The organism is Clostridium guangxiense, from assembly GCF_021043395.1.
Classification (GTDB): domain Bacteria; phylum Bacillota; class Clostridia; order Clostridiales; family Clostridiaceae; genus Clostridium_S; species Clostridium_S guangxiense.
The window spans coordinates 1-16,190 of sequence record NZ_JAJNKE010000062.1 but is presented as its reverse complement, the minus strand read 5'-3'; the positions used below and the strand labels follow the sequence as shown (position 1 = coordinate 16,190).

Sequence of the window (16,190 nt, the reverse complement as noted above, 5' to 3'; positions counted from 1 at the left end):
TTGCTATACACTTTTTTATTTTAAAAATATTTCTAACTTTTTTTCTTTAAACTATTGACTATTACTAGCTGGTCTTTAATTAGTTTGCAATTTTTTATATTTAGTGCGACAGCCCCTTAATTGCTATATTTAAGATCAACGTTAAATTTACCGTTAATATAGTTAGCAAAATTTTTTGTAAACTCAAGCTGTTCTCTATTGTATTTTATGCTGTCCTTAAGAAGATTTATAAAGGAGTTTTTATTACATTTTCTAATATTTTTATAATAATCTCTACAAATTTTCCAGTATTTTTGAGGAAATGCCAGATATGATAGTATATATAAATATTCATCTAAATTTAAGTTTTTAACATATTCATAGCTATTTAATGTATTTATAAGTATTTCGTTGTTCCATACAGTTGAATCACGTTTTAAAATTCTTCTTAGAAAATATGATATATCATGGGCGCAAAAATCCATTTTGCAGTTGTCAAAGTCTATAATCCATATATTATCTAAATTATCAAAGATTATATTTTTATTTACATAGTCTAAGTGGCATAAGCTTTTTCTTAAATTGCCCATATTGATAAAGGAGGAAGCTTCTAATGCTTTTTTTGCAAGTGAAATACAGCTCTCGGAATTGCTTAAAAGTACTTTGGAGAAATCGTCATTTATTTTATATGCAGCATTACAAAAATCTAAAATCTGTTCAAAGTGTTTTTTTGTTGAAAGATCTATTCTATCAAATCCATTTCTTACACTGCTGCTTTCTATAGGAAAAAATTTGGATGAACATTTATGCATAAGAGCTAAGTTTGTCGATGCTTTAAGAATATCATTAATATCGTCATAGTTAAACTTTCTACCAGTTATCCAAGGCATTAATATAAAAATCATATTATTGTAGGATACAAAACGCATATTGTCACAGGTTGGCAGGACTCTTGTAACTTTTATATTATATCTATAAAGCCATTCCGTGGCTGAATATACGAATAGTAAATCTTCTTTTTTATAATAAACTTTTTTTAAACAATATTTTTGAGTTGGAGAACTTACACAGTATACGGCTCTTTGTTTTTCTGTATCCTTGAATTTTATTTGTTCTAGTTTAGAATCTTGTAAATTATATTTAGAAAGAACAAATTCTTTTATCTTATCATATGGCAGCAATATGCTGGAACTTTTCATATTCACACTTCCTAAAATTATCTTCATTAACTATGATATTAAATATTTTTTTATAATATACATCTAATAAAAAGGATTTTAAATATTTGTATAGAATAATTTAATGTATGAAAATGAAAATTCATCACATTATTAGAATAAAATTTACTATTAAATGGGTAAAATATAAGAGATTTGTAGTTGTAAAAGGATATTGATTAATAAATATTTAGTACAAATATTAAATAAAGAAGGAATTAATGATTTTTTGTCGAATATAATCTTGCTTAATTAGAAAAGTTTAATATAATGTTAGGTGGAATGTCTTATTGATAAGTGAAGAGGTTATTCAAAAAATTAAAGATTTAAATGATATTGTGGATATTGTATCTGAGAAAGTAAAGCTAAGAAGATCTGGTCATAATTATTTAGGACTTTGTCCTTTTCACAATGAAAAGACACCATCATTTAGTGTGTCTCAGGAAAAACAAATATATAAGTGTTTTGGATGTGGAGAGTCCGGAAATGTAATAACATTTGTTATGAAAACAAAAAATCTTCCTTTTGTTGAAGCAGTTAAACTTTTGGGTGACAAAGTTAATATTTCAGTTGATACTGATGATGGCAGGCGTAATGAAAGCATAAATCAAAACAATAAGTTATATAAGATTAATGTTGAGGCTGCCAGATATTTTTTTTCTAATTTAAAATATGATAAAACGGCTAAAGATTATTTTAGAGAGAGAGGTATCACGGAAAATATAATTAGAAGTTTTGGACTAGGTTATGCAAAGAATAATTGGAATGGGCTTTTGTACTATATGAAAAAAAAAGGATATTCAGAGTTAGATTTGATAACAGCAGGGCTTATAATACAAAAGAACAATTCTTTTTATGATAGATTTAGAAATAGGGTTATTTTTCCTGTTTTTGATTATAGAGGCAGAGTCATAGGGTTTGGAGGCAGGGTTTTAGATGATTCAAAACCAAAATATTTAAATTCCCCGGAAACTGCATTATTCAAAAAGGGAATAAATCTCTATGGATTAAATTTTGCAATTAAAAATAACATTAATAGAACTTTTATAATTGTGGAAGGGTATATGGATTGTATATCTTTACATCAATATGGTATAAAAAATGCAGTAGCATCGCTTGGAACTGCTCTTACTAAAAGTCAGGCAAAACTTTTAAAAAGGTATGCCAATAAGGTTATTATATCTTATGATGCTGATGCAGCGGGACAAATGGCGACTCTAAGAGGTCTCAAAATATTGAGGGAGGTTGGACTTGAAGTAAGTATAATAAAAGTACCTGAAGGAAAAGATCCGGATGAATTTGTAAGGAATAATGGCAGGGAAGCTTTTATGAGACTTATAGACAATGCACTTCCAATAGTAGATTATAGATTAAAAGAAGCTTTTGAGAGAGTTAACCTTAAGGATAATGAGAGTGTTATAAAATATATTAGGGAAGTTTCTACTATGATTGAGGACTTAGATCCTGTAGAAAAAGATGTATATATAAAAATGGTATCAGAGAAAACGGGAATAAGTGAGCAGGCTATATATGATTTGTTAAGTGAAAAGTCTCAAAAAGATGGCTATAAAATGCATAAAATGGATAATTATGGACAAAATTTATATGTAGAATCAGCATATATTAAATCTGAAAGATCGCTTTTAAAAATAATGATACAAAATAGAGATATGCTAAATTATATTGTCTCTAAAATTAGCGCCGAAGATTTAATAATGAATAGCCATAAAGAGATATATACAAACATAATAAATGTGGTTAAGGAAAATAATAAACTTAATGAAGAAAGCACACTTAAAATGATTGAGGCTAGATGTAATGATCAAGAAAGTTATTCTGAATGGATTAAAATCGTTAGTGAGAATATAATACTTTCTGAAGGAAATGAAAGAAAACTGATAGATGATTTCATTATAAATATTAAAAAATATAGATTAGAGGAGTCGAAAAAGGAAATTATGAATAAAATAAAGATACTTGAAGAAAAAGGATTGTTTCAAGAAACGCTTGAACTTATAAAAAAGAGAGAAGAAGTACAAAGCAAGTTAAACAATCTGTAATCAACGGAAGGAGGTACAATTAATGAAAAATAAGAATGCTGCTGGTAATAGCGAAAAAAAAGATAATATGAGTCAAAAAAGTGAAAAAATGAAGATAGTTAAGACCTTAATTGACAAAGGAAAGAAAAAAGGAAGCCTTACTTATAAAGAAATAATAGATGAACTTGAAGAAGTTGATTTAAGTCCTGAACAAATTGAAAAAATATACGAAGTGCTTGAATCTGTTGGAATAGAAGTAATTGGCGATATGAATGAAGTTGAGGTTGAAGAGGAAGACCTTGACCTCACAATACCTGAAGGCATTGCCATTGATGATCCAGTTAGAATGTATCTTAAAGAAATAGGTAAAGTACCTCTTTTAGCTCCAGATGAAGAAATAAACTTAGCTCAAAGAATAGAAAAAGGCGATCAATATGCAAAGAAGAAACTTGCAGAAGCAAATTTGAGATTGGTTGTAAGCATAGCTAAAAGGTATGTTGGAAGAGGAATGCTTTTTCTTGATTTAATACAAGAAGGTAATCTAGGACTTATAAAGGCAGTTGAAAAGTTTGATTATAGAAAAGGATATAAGTTTAGTACCTACGCAACATGGTGGATTAGGCAGGCTATAACAAGGGCTATTGCTGATCAAGCAAGAACAATAAGGATTCCTGTGCATATGGTTGAAACTATAAATAAGCTTATAAGAGTATCAAGAAGTCTTCTTCAAGAGCTTGGAAGAGAACCACAGCCAGAAGAAATTGCTAAAATGATGGATATGTCTGTGGATAAAGTTAGAGAAATAATGAAGATAGCACAAGAACCAGTATCCCTTGAAACGCCTATAGGTGAAGAAGAAGATAGCCATTTAGGAGACTTTATACCTGATGATGAAGCACCAGCACCAGCAGAGGCAGCAGCGTTTAGAATGCTTAAAGAGCAGCTTATAAATGTTCTTGATACATTAACTCCACGTGAGGAAAAAGTTTTGAGGTTAAGATTTGGTTTGGATGATGGAAGAGCTAGGACACTCGAAGAAGTCGGAAAAGAATTTAATGTTACAAGAGAAAGAATAAGGCAAATAGAGGCAAAGGCCTTAAGAAAGTTAAGACATCCTAGTAGAAGTAAAAAGCTAAAAGATTATCTTGATTAAAAATTTATTAAGATAGTTTTTATAAGAGTATATTCAAAATAGAAAGGATTCGATATCCTTTCTATTTTCATTAAGATGGTTTGGATAGAAATGCAATCAATTCAAGGTGGTTTATCTTAAAATTAAAAGAAGGTGAAAAATTGAAATATATAAAACCTTGCAAAAGTCTGTTTTTAGCTATTGACGTGATTTTAGTTTCCTTGCTAGTTAATATAATTATATTGGTAATAGGTAACTTTATTAATACATATGCAATCATAGTTTTCTTTAAAGTGTTTTTGATAATATTTAATTTATACCAGATATATTATTTATTGAAATGCATTACACTTAAGTATTATTATGATGATTATAATTTTTATATAATAGCCTTTAGAGGCTTGAAAAAAGTAATAATACCATTTAATGAAATGGACATGTATCAAAAATCTGAAGGTATGATTAATGGTGTAAAGCTTTCAGGATATGGAAAAAATAAATTTGCCTTTGGAATATTTTTTGTTGAAAATATAGGTACAACTAATATGTATTGTACATCTACGGAGAATGTGATTTATATAAAAGTTAAAGATATGATATATGCTATTTCACCTGAAAGTGTACAAGAAATAGAAGATAAATTGAAAGATTTAAGCATACCTTTTGAACATTGGCCATACAAAAAAAATAAGAGAATAAATTTAGGTAAAGATAAATATTTTATGATTCCTTTTATAATTGTAACTATTATTATTCTTGCAATGACCATAGTTCCATTTATCTTTTATTGGAAGGATATGCTGCCAGCAAAAATGCCTCTTAGTTTTGATGCTAACTTTAATCCTATTGTATATGGAACTGCTAAGGGTTTTGCTTTTAAGCAGATGATGTATGGAGCATATAATATGATTATATTATTTTGTATGTACTATGTATCATATTTTTATTCTAAATACAGCAAAAAGCTTGCATATAAATATATGTATGTATCGCTCATAATATCATTTGTTTTTTTTATAATGCAAATAAGAATTTTACAATTATTTTCAACATAGCAAAAAGTACTAAAGAAGGCTTTGTTTTGAATAAGTGCTTTCTTTTGCGCTTGTTTAAAACGAGGTCTAAATTTTAAGGAGGAAATATGGAAATATCAAATAGATTAAAATGTGTCGCTTCTATGATTGATAAATGTAATTGTATTGCAGATATAGGAACGGATCATGGATATCTTCCAATATATCTTATAGAAAATGATGTATGCAGCACTGCAATTGCTTCAGATATCAAGAAAGGGCCACTTAATAAAGCAAAAATTAATATAAAAAAATATGGAATGGAAGAAAAAATAGAATGCAGATTAGGGGCTGGACTTAGTACTATAGAACCAAATGAGGTGGACTGTGCAGTCATATCAGGAATGGGAGGGAATCTCGTAAGGAATATTATAGAGGAGAATTTGGAAGTATTTAAATCCCTAAAATATGCTGTACTTCAGCCAGTTCAAAATCCGGAAGTGCTTAGAAAATATTTGTATAATGAAGGTTTTGACATTTTTGATGAGGAATTATGTATTGACGAAAATAAATATTATGAGATAATAAAAGTAGGATATAACAATCATGTCATAATTAAAGACGATATTTACTATGAAATAAGTGAAAAGCTTATTGAAAAAAAGCATCCACTTATAAGAAAGTATGTTGAGTATAAAGTAAAAAAAAATAAGCATATAATTGATAATATTGATCCTTGTAATAGCAATGCATTAAAAAGAAAAGAAGAACTAATTCACAAAAACCATATTCTTAAGGAGCTGTTTTCATGCCTTTTAAAGTAAAAGATTTGTGCGATATAATTGAGGAGTTTGCACCTCAAAAATTGAAAGAGGATTATGATAATGTTGGTCTTATGGTTGGAAATACAGAGGCTAATGTGAATTCTATTCTTATGGCGCTAGATTGTACTTTAGATGTAATAGATGAGGCTTTATTAAAGAAATGCAATATGATAGTAACCCATCATCCCCTTCTTTTTAGAAAGCCGTCTTCTGTAACAAATGAAACTCTTCAAGGAATTAAAATATTAAAGCTTGCTGAAAATAAGATTAATTTATATTCAGCGCACACCAATTTTGATAGTGTTAGTGGCGGTTTAAATGATATAATTGTTGAACTGCTTGGTTTTGATAAGGGTAGGGTTATTGAAGCTAATTCATATGATGGCAGCAGTTCTGGTATAGGAAGATTAGTTGATTTATCTAGTCCAATTACACTTGAAAAATTATGTTCTATTATAAAGAATAAACTTGAAATTAAGAATTTAAGGTATTGTGGAAGGGATACTACGAAAATATACAAAATTGCAATTATAAATGGAAGTGGTCAAGATTTTTTTGAAAGCTCAAGAAAACTTGGTGCAGAGTGTATAATTACAGGCGATACTTCATATCATTACGTTAGCGATTATAACGAACTTGGTATGTGTATTATTGATGCTGGTCACTTTGGAACTGAATGGCCAGCAGTGAAGGTTGCAGCTTCAAAACTCCAAAGTGCTTTGGATGAAAGAGAATTGAATATTAATGTATATGTATCAAATTGTAATGTTGATCCGTACAAAACGAAGTAGATATGGTTTTTTCGCTGTGTCTACTTTTACTTTACTATAAATTACTTGAAATTTGCTATTGCCAAAACCCCGAGTATTGTAGAGAGTGCACAGTATCTTGTTTAAGAAGGATAATGGGCTATCGCCCAAACCCCAAGTATGATTATATTTGATTTGGAGGGAGAAATTATGAGTAATATAGAATTGGCATATTCACTTCAGCATAATTTAGATCTAATAAAAGAAAATAAAAAAGTGTTAAAAGATGGTTCACATATTTATTTTTTAAAAAAATTAAAAAAAGAATTTGACGATAAGAAAAAAGAGTATATTTCGAAAAGGAAAACTCTTGAAACTATAAAAAAAGGTTATGAAGATATAAGTGAAAAAATAAAAAATCACAAGAAGGAAATAGATGAGAAGGAATTTGATTTATATAACAAGGTAGGCTCAGATTTAAATGCTATAGACAAACTTGAAAAATCAATTCAAAAGGGTGAACAGGAACTAAAAAAACTTGAAGATGATGCTATGGAACTTTTAGAACAGGAGGAGAAAATAAATTTAGTTATTGAAAATTTAAGATTGGAACTTATAAATGTGAAAAACAATTTTTATGATTACAAAGATAAGAGCAGCAAAAAAATGGATGAGGCTGATAGCAATATAAAACTATTTGAAAAAGAAATAGAAAATGTAAAAAAGGATATTCCTAAGTATATGCTTGATGAGATAGAAAAAATATTAAAATATAATGATTGTGCAGTTGCAAAGTTAGTAGGTACTGTATGTGAGGGCTGTAAGATGAAGGTTTCAGCTATGACAATGGATAGTATATGTAGAGGAGTGGAGATCGTGCATTGTGATAACTGCGGAAGGATTTTATACTACGATAGTGAAGGCTTAGGTAAAAAAAGTAAAAAGAGTAAATTAAAAAGATAATATTAAATGAATCTTTTTATTGCAATATGTGACTATGTGTGATATTATAGTTAAGCAAGTAAGCCAGACAATCGCTGCTGTCAATTTGGCAGGAGAGGAAAGTCCGAGCTCCATAGGGCAGGGTGCCGGGTAATACCCGGTCAGGGTAACTTGAAGGAAAGTGCAACAGAGATATACCGCCTAATTTTTAGGTAAGGATGGAAAGGCGAGGTAAGAGCTCACCAGCGCATTGGCGACTTTGCGGCTATGTAAACCCCACTTGGAGCAAGATCGAATAGGGAAGCATTTCGGGGCGGCCCGTCCCGCTTCCGGGTAGTATCGCTTGAATCTTATGGTAACGTAAGATCTAGATAGATGATTGTCTAACACAGAACTCGGCTTATAGGGTTACTTGTTTAATAAAGTTCTGAACCACTTGATTTATCAATGGTTCAGAACTTTATTAATTTGCAAAATTATTAATTATTGTGCTACTTTTACAAGCAGATAATAAAGAATAATTATATATGACTATGTTTAATTTTTAGTTCCGCACACCTTATTTTTATTTTAACATTAAAAAGTGAAATTGCAAGATGAATTTTTTATATTGAAATATCAAACGGTTCATACCAGATTTTAAGTAGTAAATTTTTCAAAGATCAAATTTTACATAAATCCATGTTTAATCAATATATATTTTTTAGTAACAGGGGGCAATATAAGTTGAGTATTAAGGTTGAGATGTTTATTAAGTTACCATACATTATAAAGTTAAATGAGGAAAAAGATTATAGATTTTCATTTCAATTTAATGAGTTTGAGATGTTTGATTTAGAGATGAGATTTAATGATGAGAATAATGAGGATATATATAAAGCTGAGTATCCTCCGTGTTCATGTAGTAATATAAGGATTGAAGCAATATATAAAAATTGCAATTATTTAGATTATGAAAAGAGAACGACTTTTCGTACTGATAAAAATATAAATGAATTTATAGTAGAGTTACCGTTTAAAGAAATAAATAATATTTTTAATGTTGTGAATAAAAAATTAGAGAAAATATTAAGCTATTTAAGAAATAAGTCCAACATGTTTTGGATAGAACAACCTCCAATTAGACCTATAAGTTATTGTTTTGGCAATGAAATAGAATTTAATTTTTATTCCCCTAATACAAAATTATTTAAATGTGTAAAAGAAATAAAGCAATATACTGATTATTATATGACATCTGAGTCAATTGAAGAAATACGTAATGTTGATAATAATATTTTCAATGGATTTGAGGATTATAGTGTTGAAGAAAAATTTAATTTGTACTTAAGTAAGGCGGAGAAATCTTTATATGAAAGATGTTATGAGGAGTTTATAATATATTGCAGTATAGCAGTAGAAGCTTTTATAAGAAGGTATATTGGAAAATTAGAACCTAAAGATGACATCATTTTTAATCGTATTTCAGTCTCAAATTATGATTATTTAGATCAATATTATAATGTGTTGTTAAAATATATAAAAGGTAAAAGCTTAATTGAGTTAGATGAAAATGCATTTAATCACTTAAAGCGAATGTACAAGCTAAGAAATGCAATTATGCATAGTGGAATTATAGACGAAAGTGCATTAAAAAAAGCTGGTTTAAGTAAAATCGATTTTAAAGAATGTAAGAATATTTTAGACAGTGCTAAAAAGAGTTTTTTAATAATAAGTAAATTATAAGTTGAGAATGCTGAAGACATATACTATTAAGTGGGCAATTACACAGTGTAATTGCCCACTTAATAGTATATGGTATAAAAAATAATATAATAATGGTAAATATTTGTGCATTTATTGAAATAAGTGCATTGAATTTTTAATAATCGTGAAGGTATATATCAATCAACAATTACAACATCATTATAATTTTCATTAATAATCTTATGTATTGAAGACAAGATATAACATATTTTTATATAGCCTATTTTGGGATGATTAGAAAGACAATAATAAACTTATTGATTTAATATAAAAGTCAGGTATATCCCAATTGTCATAAGATTATATAAGAGGGTTATCGTTAATCAAGTACAAAAATATATACTGTTGAGACTATTAGTCATATAATGAAACAATTTCTATTTTTGTGGTATAATATAGTCATTAAATAACTGAGGGGGTAAAATAAATGTCTGACTTAAATAAATTGTTTGCTAAATTCAATGATACTATTACACTAAGTTCAATTAAAAAAGAAAATTTAAGAACAGGACGAAATGCTCTTAGAAAGAAAATAAAAGATAAATTTACTGAAAAGGATAGAACCAATCCTAAATTTTGTGGACAAGGGTCTTTTATGATGAAGACCACAGTTAATCCAATAAGTGGCGAGTATGACCTTGATGATGGAGTTTATATTCAAGGATATTCAGATAAAGAACAATCTGATTGGCCAGTAGCTTCAACTATTCATAATTGGATTTATGATGCAGTTGAAAACCATACATCCACATCACCTGTAGATAAGAATACTTGTGTTAGAGTAATTTATGTTAATGATTATCATATAGATTTGCCTTCTTATATAGTAAAAGACGATGTAGCGTATTTAGCTCACAAGAGAGACGGATGGGTAGTAAGCGATCCAAAAGCATTTACTGATTGGTTTATAGATAAAGTTACGAGTGAAGGAGAGCAACTTAGAAGTTTAGTTAAATACTTAAAAGCGTGGAAGGATTTTAAGTCTGTTGATTTAAAAGGAATAGCTATAACAATTCTTGTCGGTAATAATTTCTATCCATATGAAAAAAGAGATGATTTATCGCTCCTTGGCACAGTAACTGATATAATTAATAGCTTAGAGGAAAAATTTGAATGTGTTAAGCCTGTAGCACCGAATGAAGATATTTTTGATGGGATTAGTGAAGTCAAAAAGACAAACATATTAGATAGTCTAAAAGAGTTAAAAGATAAACTTCAGGAAGCTGTTAATAATGAGGATGAGGAGGAAGCTTCACAATTAATGATAGACTGTTTTGGTAGTAGATTTCCTAAAGGAGAAAAATCTTCAACAGATAGTACTTCTAATTTTGTTAGTGCCTCAGCTCCTTCAATATTAAAAAATGACGGACGTTCAGCTTAAAGAAATTCAAGCTTATTTGGAAAAAAATAAGCTTGAATGTGTTTATGTTAATAATCCTAATGGAGACTATCTATTTGTTGATATAAATATTAATGGAGAAGAAATCAGATTAAAATGCATATTTCCAGTCTCTTTTCCCTATACATTTCCTAAAGTATATATACTCGGAGAATTTTACAAGAAATACAAACCATTACCACATATACAAGACATTGATAGAGATGGCTTTATATGTACATTTGATAGCAATATAGTATATCCAAATCCAAATATGCCTAAAGAAGTTACATTAGAATGTATAAAAAAAGCCCAAAGTATTATTTTAGATGGAACATCAGGAAAGAATTATGAAGAATTTAGAAATGAGCTGTTGGATTATTGGGAGCTTGATAGTAGTTTGACTGCTGATTTGATTTTTTGCCCCCAAAGTTCTCCAACAGAATTGTTTAGTTATATGAGGAATTATAAATTTTTATATTTATCAGATAGCAAGGAGAAACTGTTAAATTATTTGTTTTATACAAAAGGATGGAGGATAAGTTGCTCAGAATTTACGAAAGCATTGTTTTTACCCATAAACGGTAAATGGTATCCTCCTTTTCCCAATAACAATGGAGAGATATTTAATGCATTAAGAGAAGAAAAATATTATAATGCTTATGTAAAATATTTGAAGAATAATAAACAATGCCATATTATTGTTTTTTCACAAATCGTAGATGATAATACCTGTCTTGCAGGATGGATACAAGAAAGAAAACCTACTCCGAATGGATTTAGGTTGAATAGTATTGTTCCCGAGTATGTTTATGGGTTCATACATAAAAATGTTGAAATTAAAAAATTCACGGTTAATCAATTAGGTCACAAAAGATTATTTGCAAGAGGGGGAGACGGTAAGGTAAAAGAAAATATGAAAATATCAATAAGTGGCTGTGGCTCTGTAGGGAGTCATTTGGCGAGTGTTCTTGTTGATTTAGGAATAAATGAATTCATACTAATAGATAAGGAAATTTTAACAGCAGATAATATAGCAAGGCACTACTGTGGGGCTTCAAGTATAAGGGAAGGCAAGGCTTTTGCATTGAAAGAAGAACTTTTAAAACATTTTCCTGATATGAGTATTGAAGCAATTAGCAAGGATGTTTTTTCAGTGATCAAAGATAATCTAATGGTTTTTAATAGTTGCGATTACAATTTTGTTGTTGTTGGAAATATTCCAACAGAAAATAGGTTCATTTCATTATTTAATAGTGGTAAGATAAAGAAACCAGTTATCATATTATGGGTAGAACCATATTTGATGGGAGGTCACGCAATTATATTACAGCATAAACAACCCAACGTAGTTGATAAATTATTTGATACATCATACCAATTTAAATGGAATATACTAAGTGACGGAGATAAATATACTAAAAGAGAAAGTGGTTGTGGTAGTACATTTTTGCCTTATTCTGCATTTGAAGTTCATCAATTTTTGAATAATATAATGGATTATATAAATCAGAATATATTTGAGAAGAAAAATAGGCAAAATTATCTTATATCATGGTGTGGAAGATTGAATGTTGCAAGAAAAAACAAAATGAAGTTGGAGCCTCAATGGTTAAGCGAAGGTAATAGAAAGTTGAGGGTTAGGATATTAAATGATGAAAACTTATATGATAGATCAAAGAACAAGACTTATAATAAATGATAGTGTTGTAGCAAAACTAAACAATTATCGTCAAGGAGTGAAAAGCCCAGAAAATGGAGGCGTTTTGTTGGGGAAAATTAAAACTGATTTTACTGAATATATAATTACTGATATTTCAGAGCCCTGCGAAGAAGACAAGCAGGGAAGGCATTTCTTTGTTAGAAATAAAGATAATGCTCAAAGTATAATAAATCAATTTTGGGAAAATTCAGGTGGGGAGATTATGTATTTAGGTGAATGGCACACACACCCTGAATTGTATCCAAGTCCTTCACTTGTGGATAGCAATTTGATTAAAAAATGCTCAATTGAAATAAAGCCATTACCGATGTACATATTTTTAGTTATTGTAGGTGAAAGTGGTTCATTGTATGTTGGGTATAAAAATGTATGCAAAAGAAAAGCCACACTAAAAAAATTAAATGAAGTTTAAGAGGTGGATAAATGCACAGTTATTCAATTGATACAAAGGAAAGGATTTACGTAATATTCTATTTAGCACTAATTAGCGTTTTAGGGGTAGTTTTATTAAAGGACTTATTAAAGCTTATAACATTCATACCACTTTCGATATCTATTTCATCAGCATCATTAAGTGCGTTTTTAGTTTTATATAAGTTGTTTGATAAATACTTTTGGAAGTGGAAGTTAATAAGATTTATATTTAAGATAAAGACCCCTATACTTTCTGGTGATTGGGAAGGAGAATATGAGTCTTCCTATAAAAAAGATGGCGAAAGAGTTAATGGAACTGTAAAAATTAATATAAGCCAGACTTGGTCAAAAATAAGCATAAGATGCCTTAATTCAGGGTCATCTAAATCGTACAGCCAAATAGCAGGGATATTTATAAAACATTCTAAGGGAATAGTTCTAAAATATGAGTATGAAAATGAACCAGAGGACAGCTTTGTAGACTCAATGGGTAAACACTCTGGTTTTGAATGTTTGGTATTTGACGAAAAGGATAATACAATGAGTGGAACTTATTATACAGACAAGTATAGAAGAACTTTTGGTACTAAACATTATAAAAAAATACCTTAAATATGATAGAGTGATACTTTATAATATTAATACAGTACAAAATATGGATATGTTTTATAACAGTTCTTTGATAATATATAAATTTTAAGCAATTATTTAAAATATAGCCTTCTGCTACAATTAAGCAAAATATGAAACTTGGAAAATATAAATGATAATTATAAAAAATTTGCTGGTATTTGTTTGTATTGATAGTAAAATATTAGCTATAGGATTAATTTAGAGTGAAGTGAAAATTATTTGTATAACATACAGATAAGCAGTAATTGTGGAGGAAATGTAATATGATAATGAATGAGCAAAATTTAAATACAAAAGAAAGAGAATTGGTTGAAAGCTTGAATGAATTTTTCATTAATGAGAACTTTGGAGAATTTGATGTGTATGCTGATTTTTCTACAATTACCAATATTGAATTTAAAGGTAAGCTATTTAGGTTAGTATTACGCATAAAGCCTTATGAGCCAGATTGTGAAGAGCAGTTGCAAATATCAACAATAATTTTTGACAATAGCATTAGGCATAAAGGTATATTTCAGAAACTAATGATAAAATTAGTAGAGTTTTGCAAACAGTATAAAAATATGCCTATTTTATTTTGTGAAGTGGTTTCTGAAAATTTTGCAACTAAATTGATGAATTATGGTGGAATACTTTTGAGGGATAGTTTTTATTCAGGTAAATATATAGCAATATTACCTGAAAAGCTTAATGAAAAATAAGATTTCAACTTTCAATTTAAGATTAAATAATATAAATGAAAATTTATGCAATTATTTTTAGGAGGAATTATATGATGCAGTTAAATTATACTTTAATGCAAAATATTGATGTAATAACAAACAATCTTTCGCAATTAAGAGATGAAACATTAAGAACTCAAAATAACAATGGAATATTTGCTCAAGATTATTTTTGCTGGCTTAATAATGCAGTTTTTGCTGACTATTCCACAATCACTTTTTTGCTGAAAAGTATGCCCGATATTAATCAGTTTGATTTGCGCCCTATTTATTGTATATTGAGATCATCATTAGAAAAATATGCGGATATTTTGAACCTCTATATTAAGGGAAATGCTTATTATGCATACATGAATTATTTAAACTCTGAGTCAGCTTCAAAAGAATTTAAAGCAAAAGGAGATATTGAAAACGGAATTATTAAGAAGAACGAAGCCAATGAATATGCAAATAGTGTTAAACAGACTTTTAATATAAATATTTGTAATCGAACAACAAGATATTACTTATTGGGGGAATTTAATAGGCTTCCACAGATTGGTAATTTGTTTTTTATCTTGGAATTCAATAGAAATATTGTTAGATTGGACTCTCGTTTTAGCCAGATTTTGCATAATAATATTGAGTCAAATAGTAGTAATAATTTTCAAAAAACAAATGAAATTCTCAAGTCTATACATTATATGATGTATATGTCTTTGTGTTTGTTTCAAGTATATTACAACTTGAATACACCTCAAATTAATCAAGGTATACAGTATTTGAAAAATGCAATTGATATTATAAATAATAACCAAGGAGTTCTAAACATTTAGAAAGGAAGAGAGTATGGTTAGAGATGGTGTTTTCTGTGAAAATCAAAAATCCATAGTGACTGAGTTACTTTCTACAGCCACAAAAAGTGTGAAAATCGCAGTGGCATGGATAAACTTTGATGACTATAGAGAAATTTTTATTTTATTGTTGCAAAAAAAAATAAAGATTAGAATTGCAGTCAATGATGATGTGGCAAACCGTAAATACTCTAAAAATATAAAAGAGCTGACTCATTTAGGTGCAAAAATTCGATTTATTAGTATGCCATCAAACAACAAATATGAGCATCATTATATGCACCATAAGTTCTGTATTATAGATAATAAATTATGCATATCTGGTTCTTTTAATTGGACAAAAAATGCTAATGATAATAATTATGAAAATTTAATAGTGAGTCATGATATAAATTTAGTCAACCCATATATATTAGAATTTAAAGCTGTATGGCAATTATCTAAAGATGACATAAATATGTTGAGAAATCCAGAATGCTGTGAATATTGCAAGAAGCCTAAAATGATTATTTGCATATTTAGTCAAGAAGGTTATTACAATACACAAGCTGATTTGTATAAGGTATGTGGGTGTGATATAGAACATATTTTTTCTGACTATTTCGATATATCAGTGTATAATAATCTTATCACTATATTTGAAAAATATAGTGATATGGATGAATATGCTTATGAGCATGGTTATGATTATAACAAAGAAGATCGAAATGAAAAAATCAATTTTGACATTAGTAATTATTTGTCCAATATTAGAGCAAATAGAATGAACTATAAATGTCAAGATTAAAATGTAACTTTTTGATCATTTAAGGCTGTAGGTTTTAGTGTTCTTCCTGCTTTATATGA

General features: G+C 28.6%; 15 protein-coding genes and 1 other RNA gene. 15 read left to right on the top strand and 1 reads right to left on the bottom strand.

Annotated features, from left to right (window positions below):
• Positions 1-116: 116 nt before the first annotated feature.
• Complete coding sequence (locus tag LQK79_RS19775) at positions 117-1,178, bottom strand: CotS family spore coat protein (RefSeq protein ID WP_231017615.1); 1,062 nt, start codon at positions 1,176-1,178, stop codon at positions 117-119.
• Positions 1,179-1,486: 308 nt separating this feature from the next.
• Between LQK79_RS19775 and dnaG the strand changes: the two genes are divergently transcribed.
• The 15 genes from dnaG to LQK79_RS19700 all read left to right on the top strand — a co-directional run bounded on the left by dnaG (position 1,487) and on the right by LQK79_RS19700 (position 16,131).
• Entirely contained in the window at positions 1,487-3,256 is a 1,770-nt protein-coding gene (gene dnaG, locus LQK79_RS19770; protein ID WP_231017613.1) for a DNA primase, read from the top strand.
• A 67-nt stretch (positions 3,257-3,323) separates the two neighbouring features.
• On the top strand, positions 3,324-4,388 hold the full coding sequence (gene rpoD, locus LQK79_RS19765; RefSeq protein ID WP_407928542.1) for an RNA polymerase sigma factor RpoD: 1,065 nt from the start codon (positions 3,324-3,326) through the stop codon (positions 4,386-4,388).
• Positions 4,389-4,468: 80 nt separating this feature from the next.
• Positions 4,469-5,422, top strand: a complete 954-nt coding sequence (locus LQK79_RS19760) for a PH domain-containing protein (RefSeq protein WP_231017612.1) — start codon at positions 4,469-4,471, stop codon at positions 5,420-5,422.
• A gap of 86 nt (positions 5,423-5,508) precedes the next feature.
• Complete coding sequence (locus LQK79_RS19755) at positions 5,509-6,204, top strand: tRNA (adenine(22)-N(1))-methyltransferase (protein WP_231017610.1); 696 nt, start codon at positions 5,509-5,511, stop codon at positions 6,202-6,204.
• Positions 6,189-6,995: a Nif3-like dinuclear metal center hexameric protein gene (locus LQK79_RS19750; protein ID WP_231017608.1), complete on the top strand. Its 807-nt coding sequence runs from the start codon at positions 6,189-6,191 to the stop codon at positions 6,993-6,995. Before LQK79_RS19755 ends, LQK79_RS19750 begins: the two co-directional genes overlap by 16 nt.
• Before the next feature lie 168 nt (positions 6,996-7,163).
• Entirely contained in the window at positions 7,164-7,916 is a 753-nt protein-coding gene (locus tag LQK79_RS19745) for a zinc ribbon domain-containing protein (protein WP_231017607.1), read from the top strand.
• Positions 7,917-7,971: 55 nt separating this feature from the next.
• An RNA gene (rnpB, locus tag LQK79_RS19740) (RNase P RNA component class A) lies at positions 7,972-8,314 on the top strand.
• A gap of 307 nt (positions 8,315-8,621) precedes the next feature.
• Positions 8,622-9,620 (top strand): hypothetical protein, encoded by a 999-nt coding sequence (locus LQK79_RS19735; protein WP_231017606.1) that lies wholly within the window; start codon positions 8,622-8,624, stop codon positions 9,618-9,620.
• A gap of 448 nt (positions 9,621-10,068) precedes the next feature.
• Positions 10,069-11,022, top strand: coding sequence for a cyclic GMP-AMP synthase DncV-like nucleotidyltransferase (locus tag LQK79_RS19730; protein WP_231017605.1), 954 nt, complete (start codon positions 10,069-10,071; stop codon positions 11,020-11,022).
• Positions 11,003-12,721, top strand: a complete 1,719-nt coding sequence (locus LQK79_RS19725) for a ThiF family adenylyltransferase (protein WP_231017604.1) — start codon at positions 11,003-11,005, stop codon at positions 12,719-12,721. The genes LQK79_RS19730 and LQK79_RS19725 overlap by 20 nt, the downstream gene beginning before the upstream one ends.
• The gene (locus LQK79_RS19720) at positions 12,687-13,154 is read left to right on the top strand and encodes a Mov34/MPN/PAD-1 family protein (RefSeq protein ID WP_231017603.1); all 468 of its coding nucleotides are present in this window, start codon (positions 12,687-12,689) and stop codon (positions 13,152-13,154) included. Before LQK79_RS19725 ends, LQK79_RS19720 begins: the two co-directional genes overlap by 35 nt.
• Before the next feature lie 11 nt (positions 13,155-13,165).
• On the top strand, positions 13,166-13,768 hold the full coding sequence (locus LQK79_RS19715; RefSeq protein WP_231017602.1) for a Cap15 family cyclic dinucleotide receptor domain-containing protein: 603 nt from the start codon (positions 13,166-13,168) through the stop codon (positions 13,766-13,768).
• Positions 13,769-14,052: 284 nt separating this feature from the next.
• Positions 14,053-14,490 (top strand): hypothetical protein, encoded by a 438-nt coding sequence (locus tag LQK79_RS19710; RefSeq protein ID WP_231017601.1) that lies wholly within the window; start codon positions 14,053-14,055, stop codon positions 14,488-14,490.
• A gap of 71 nt (positions 14,491-14,561) precedes the next feature.
• The gene (locus LQK79_RS19705; protein ID WP_231017600.1) at positions 14,562-15,326 is read left to right on the top strand and encodes a hypothetical protein; all 765 of its coding nucleotides are present in this window, start codon (positions 14,562-14,564) and stop codon (positions 15,324-15,326) included.
• A 13-nt stretch (positions 15,327-15,339) separates the two neighbouring features.
• Positions 15,340-16,131 (top strand): phospholipase D-like domain-containing protein, encoded by a 792-nt coding sequence (locus tag LQK79_RS19700; RefSeq protein ID WP_231017599.1) that lies wholly within the window; start codon positions 15,340-15,342, stop codon positions 16,129-16,131.
• The last annotated feature ends 59 nt before the right edge of the window (positions 16,132-16,190 follow it).

Excerpts from the sequence above, each read along its gene's own strand:
- LQK79_RS19775 (WP_231017615.1), bottom strand. The coding sequence starts at position 1,178 with ATGAAAAGTTCCAGCATATTGCTGCCATATGATAAGATAAAAGAATTT.
- rpoD (WP_407928542.1), top strand. The coding sequence starts at position 3,324 with ATGAGTCAAAAAAGTGAAAAAATGAAGATAGTTAAGACCTTAATTGAC.
- LQK79_RS19755 (WP_231017610.1), top strand. The coding sequence starts at position 5,509 with ATGGAAATATCAAATAGATTAAAATGTGTCGCTTCTATGATTGATAAA.
- LQK79_RS19750 (WP_231017608.1), top strand. The coding sequence starts at position 6,189 with ATGCCTTTTAAAGTAAAAGATTTGTGCGATATAATTGAGGAGTTTGCA.
- LQK79_RS19745 (WP_231017607.1), top strand. The coding sequence starts at position 7,164 with ATGAGTAATATAGAATTGGCATATTCACTTCAGCATAATTTAGATCTA.
- LQK79_RS19730 (WP_231017605.1), top strand. The coding sequence starts at position 10,069 with ATGTCTGACTTAAATAAATTGTTTGCTAAATTCAATGATACTATTACA.
- LQK79_RS19725 (WP_231017604.1), top strand. The coding sequence starts at position 11,003 with ATGACGGACGTTCAGCTTAAAGAAATTCAAGCTTATTTGGAAAAAAAT.
- LQK79_RS19720 (WP_231017603.1), top strand. The coding sequence starts at position 12,687 with ATGATAGATCAAAGAACAAGACTTATAATAAATGATAGTGTTGTAGCA.
- LQK79_RS19715 (WP_231017602.1), top strand. The coding sequence starts at position 13,166 with ATGCACAGTTATTCAATTGATACAAAGGAAAGGATTTACGTAATATTC.
- LQK79_RS19710 (WP_231017601.1), top strand. The coding sequence starts at position 14,053 with ATGATAATGAATGAGCAAAATTTAAATACAAAAGAAAGAGAATTGGTT.
- LQK79_RS19705 (WP_231017600.1), top strand. The coding sequence starts at position 14,562 with ATGATGCAGTTAAATTATACTTTAATGCAAAATATTGATGTAATAACA.
- LQK79_RS19700 (WP_231017599.1), top strand. The coding sequence starts at position 15,340 with ATGGTTAGAGATGGTGTTTTCTGTGAAAATCAAAAATCCATAGTGACT.